A 4,653-nucleotide genomic window follows, 5' to 3' on the forward strand; every position below is an offset into this window, starting at 1 on the left:
CATGCAGCGCTTTCCACATAACGTGTTTCACCTGTCACAAGCTAGATCAGAACGTCTGTGGGGCCTAACACCTAAGTTAAGCCGACCCGCGCAGTGGAGCGAACCACATGGCAAGCTCTTTCTGCCATGTGGGGCGCGGAACGAAGCGGGTTCGGCTTGAACGCATTGTTAGGCCGCTGGCCGACGATTGAGCGAGGGAATGTCTGCAGCATGCACCACTCCGCCAGTCAACGCCCGCTCCTCCGCTGCTCGGAACTCCCGTGCCAACTGTGAGAAGTGACGCGTCTCCCTGATGGAGGACGGTAGAACAGTCGCCACCAGTCCGACTGGGATGAGAAAAGCCCAAAGCGACACACGCCCTTGGACCAGGTAGCCGGCAGCAAGAATCACTAGGCCGCCCCCGCCCATTAGCGCCGCGAGCTTGATCCCGTGCCGAATCCAGAAGCGCCGCCAATCGACTGCTGCAGCCAGCCCCTCCTGTAACTCCTTGGCTGTCAGTACACGAGAGGGTTCCATAGCGGCCTAACACCAGAGTTAAGCCGCGCCGCGAAGCGGTGTCGGCTTGAATGAATCGTTAGGCGCCGTCCCGCGTACACTCACCGCAGACGCCTTCCAGTTCTTTCAGGAACTCGGCGTGCAGGCTGGCTGGCAGAGAGACGGTATCACCGGATGGGCGAGATAGACCGAATGCCTCAAGCTCAGAGTCTGTAAGCCAATGAATAGAGTTGGATGGAGCAGCACGAATAGAATGCCAGTAGAACGCATCGCTGCCGAGCATCTCTGAAATATAACGCTTGTGAAGAAGGTGCTGCTCATCGTTCGCAGGATAGTCGCTTGCGTCTCTACAAGTCGCTGGTTGTTCGCCAGACTGAGAGCAGTGTTGCCAAGAATGAACGCCGAGCAGCGGTGTTGCTTCTGCTGTGCGTTCAGATCCCGCCAGGAAGAGACTGACGCCGCCAGAAGCGAGGACGCCGCCCTCTATCAAGTGGGTGTTAATCCCACGACGCCGAATTTCACGGCCGAGGTCGAGCGTGCACTCGTCGTCAACGGAGCCGCCGTTTGCCGTAAACACAAGTGTATCGACCTCTGGATGTGCGTCGAGCGTGTCTAATACAGCCTTGTACGTCCCATGGTCAAACGTGCCGAGGAGAAAGAGACGGCCGCCGTCCACCTCTAGCGTAGTGCGAGTCTGCTGCACGCATGCCGACACCAGAAGCACCGACAGCAGCACCAATGTGCGAAGAATGAATCTCACAGCTTGAAACCTGCTCTCAGAGGCGCCTAACACCTGAATTAAGCCGACCCGCGAAGCGGGTTCGGCTTGAATGAATTGTTAGGCCCCAGCTTACGCACCCTCTCAAACTCTTGATAGAGCTTATGCACATCTTGGAGTGAGTCTTGGAGAAGGCCGCCGCGCTCTGAGCACGTTTGCCACTCATACGGCTCTTTCCCGCGCAGATACAAGAGATACGCTTGGCCCACTTTGGCTGTATTTGGCTCCGGAAGATTGGTGCGAGTAGTAAACGTGCTGCCCTTGTAGTGCGGTCCTTTCCAACTTTCATTGACGTGCCACAGAATTGTCTGCCGCCAGTACTCTCCGGAACGCCGCACAGAAACTGCGGCTACGGTACCCACGACGACTGCATCCGAATGTTGCAACGAATAGATAACGGGTGGCTCAATGCATGGCGAATTAGCAGAGGCGCACGGAATGTACCCCAGGGACACGAGCAACAAAATTACCGATATGTGCTTCATGGGGCCTAACGCTCAAGTTAAGCCGAATTGCAGCGCGTAGCCGGACACATGGCAAGCTTTTTCTGCCATGTGGCTGGCGTAGCGATGCAATTTCGGCTTGAACGCATTGTTAGGCGCCACCGAGCGCCCCAAAACCGGAGGGGAGTAAGCGAACCTCTGTGGCCATGCATACACCGTTGCCGCCGGACAATGGGCGCACACCTAAGATGGTGCCATGAGGTGCGAGTTCTGCCTGGACAATGACGACGGGTTGCTCGGAGCCGTCCTCGAGCAACTGGCTAGCGCAGCAAGGCAGGCTCATTGGAGCTGCAGCAGAGTCGCCGGGAACGTAGAACACGGCAGAGCCGGCCGCAACGTCTGCCTCAGTGGCTGGGCGGCCCGTGATGCATGGCGTGCTGTGCCACTCACTTGCCGAAATTGGGCCCCAAAGGTCGGTCATGGCTGTTGTGGCGCCTAACACCTGAGTTAACCCGACCTGCGTAGTGGAGCCAACCACATGGCAAGCTCCACCTGCCATATGGTTGGTGGAACGAAGGGGGTTCGGGTTGAACGAATTGTTAGGCCCCACCTTGCGAGGTCCAAATCAAGGCTCCAACAAGCAGAGAAACGAAGGATACGGCATACGCCATTAGCGCGAAGTATGCCTGAGACCCTTGGTGCCGAAGCTTGAGATCCTGCAAGGAAGCGAATTGCTTGGCATTAAGGTAGCGGAACCTAGCTGGAGCGATGGGGCCGTAGGAAGGAATCCCCGGCCCAGACTGATACTTGTCGAGAGCATCAGGTTGCACGGCAAGGAGCGTAGAGAAGAATCGCGTGGCCCTTACGTAAGCAATGAACGCAAGCAACACAGCGATAGCAACCAGAAGGGACATCACGATTGCCATGTTTTTTCCAATGGGGCCTAACACCTGAGTTAAGCCGACTTGCGTAGTGGAGCCAACAACATGGCAAGCTTTTCCTGCCGTGTTGTTGGTGTAACGAAGCAAGTTCGGCTTGAACGAATTGTTAGGGCGCTGCCCGGTCTGCTCGCCGCATGTTGCTTGCCTCAAGCAACTCCGTAACGGTGAGCACCCGCTCACAAACCCCAAGATTTCCGTACTTTCCCTTTGGGCCAAGTTTGCCGCGAACGACAACATCCGTGAACCCCCATGGGCCTGTTGGTTCTACAGCTGGCAATTCTGCCTTGGCCATATCCCCATCAATGCACCATTCCTCATCAAGGCCCTCCGGATCTAGGTACTTGTACTCGAAGTTGTAGAAGTACTCTCCACGATAGACGGAGTCACTTTGCTCTGCTGCCGAGCAGCCTGAGACGCAGGCGACTGATAGAACAGCTATAAGTCTCGCGAGATAGTTCATTGCTGCGCCCTAACGCCTGAGTTAAGCCGACTTGCGTAGTGGAGCCAAAGCCATGGCAAGCTTTTTCTGCCATGGCTTTGGTGGAACGAAGCAAGTTCGGCTTGAACGAATTGTTAGACGCCAACGCCTGGGTCTCAACGTTTGCGCTCCATGGGATTCTCTCGGGAGGTCTGCTCCCCGAGCTGTTGGGCGATCCCGATGAGAATTCCTTCAGGACCCCGGATGTAGCAGAGCCGGTAGATGTCTTTGTAGTTGACGACTTCATCGACCACTGTCGCACCGAGCTTGCTGAGCCGGGCGAGGGTGTCGTCGATGTCCTCGACGGCGAACATGACGCGCAGGTACCCCAACGAGTTTACGGGGGCTGTGCGGTGATCGGACGCGATAGCGGGGGCGTCGAAGCGGGAGAGCTCTAGGCGACTATGCCCGTCTGGGGTGCGCATCATGGCAATCTCGACGCGCTGGTCGCGCACTCCAGTGACGCGGCCGGCCCATTCGCCTTCGATGGGCATGCGACCTTCGAGGGTGAGGCCGAGCTCGGTGAAGAACTCAACGGCGGCATCGAGGTCTTCCACCACGATGCCGACGTTGTCCATACGCTTGACTGTCATGATGTCTCCTTGGCGTCTAACACCTGAGTTAAGCCGCGCCGCGAAGCGGCGTCGGCTTGGACGAATTGTTAGGCCCCAGCCGCCTAGCCGACAAGTGCCCTCGATGCGGACCGAAAAAGTCTAGCCGCAGGGGACAGCAGTGAACGCGAGCCCCGTAAGCGTGGAGCTCAAGCACCATTTTCCGCCCACGCTTTGAAGGCCTGTAGGCGACGATCCATGCTCCGCCGGTACAGCGCGCCCACCAGTGGTTGGAATGCCCAAGCGATCAGCCTCGGGCGCAGCTCGAAGTTGTAGATGAACTTGACTTCCGAGGCCGCCGGGCCCAGTTGCCGGAAGCGCCACGTGCCAGAAAAGCGCCGAAGGATCCGTGGGCCACTAACCATTTCAACGGCCGCGTGCGTGGGTGGTGAGTAGGAGATATACGTCGAGACCATGACCGCTCCCGACCGGCTCTTGCAGTAGGACTCTACGCCCACCGCAGCCGAGTCGGCTTGCCCCACCAGAAAGGCTTCGCTCAGATACGTGTCCCACTCGAGCCGGCGTCTGTAGTCTTGGGACAACGCAAAGAGGTCATTGGCGGGCCTAGCTACTACGGCTGACGAGGTGATGCGCACTGGGGCCTAACGCCGGAATTAAGCCGCGCCGCGAAGCGGCGTCGGCTTGAATGAATTGTTAGGTGCCACCCGACGCACCCGCAATGACTGGTTGGGTAGCCCTGAACTCCGATGTGGCGTCAGGATGCCACGGAAACAGGCCGGACCGTGAAGGCCACACTATCTGGTAAAGCGGAAAGCCGTTGCCCTGGTAATACCAGCGGCAGTAGCCAACATTGTCACGGTATTCCGTGAGTGGAACTGAGGGTGTACAGATTTTTGTGTAACCGGCGATGGGGTTCACTGCTGAGGAAGCCTTTCCTCGTATCGGA

The 4,653-nt window shown here is 57.8% G+C and carries 5 protein-coding genes; all 5 read right to left on the reverse strand.

Going from position 1 to position 4,653, the window contains the following annotated elements:
• Positions 1-574: 574 nt before the first annotated feature.
• Positions 575-1,255 (reverse strand): hypothetical protein, encoded by a 681-nt coding sequence (locus ABD679_RS11310; RefSeq protein WP_344760091.1) that lies wholly within the window; start codon positions 1,253-1,255, stop codon positions 575-577.
• 1,508 nt (positions 1,256-2,763) lie between these two features.
• Positions 2,764-3,117: a hypothetical protein gene (locus ABD679_RS11315; RefSeq protein WP_344760092.1), complete on the reverse strand. Its 354-nt coding sequence runs from the start codon at positions 3,115-3,117 to the stop codon at positions 2,764-2,766.
• A 134-nt stretch (positions 3,118-3,251) separates the two neighbouring features.
• A complete protein-coding gene (locus ABD679_RS11320) occupies positions 3,252-3,728 on the reverse strand; it encodes a VOC family protein (RefSeq protein ID WP_344760093.1) in 477 nt (158 codons plus the stop codon).
• A gap of 167 nt (positions 3,729-3,895) precedes the next feature.
• A complete protein-coding gene (locus tag ABD679_RS15640; protein WP_425561891.1) occupies positions 3,896-4,342 on the reverse strand; it encodes a type II toxin-antitoxin system RatA family toxin in 447 nt (148 codons plus the stop codon).
• A gap of 58 nt (positions 4,343-4,400) precedes the next feature.
• Positions 4,401-4,625 (reverse strand): DUF4262 domain-containing protein, encoded by a 225-nt coding sequence (locus ABD679_RS11325; RefSeq protein ID WP_344760094.1) that lies wholly within the window; start codon positions 4,623-4,625, stop codon positions 4,401-4,403.
• Positions 4,626-4,653: the final 28 nt, after the last annotated feature.

It is taken from the genome of Luteimonas lutimaris (assembly GCF_039537065.1).
Lineage (GTDB): Bacteria > Pseudomonadota > Gammaproteobacteria > Xanthomonadales > Xanthomonadaceae > Luteimonas > Luteimonas lutimaris.

Bases quoted from the DNA above. Each gene is read 5' to 3' on its own strand.
- ABD679_RS11315 (WP_344760092.1), bottom strand. From the start codon at position 3,117: ATGAACTATCTCGCGAGACTTATAGCTGTTCTATCAGTCGCCTGCGTC.
- ABD679_RS11320 (WP_344760093.1), bottom strand. From the start codon at position 3,728: ATGACAGTCAAGCGTATGGACAACGTCGGCATCGTGGTGGAAGACCTC.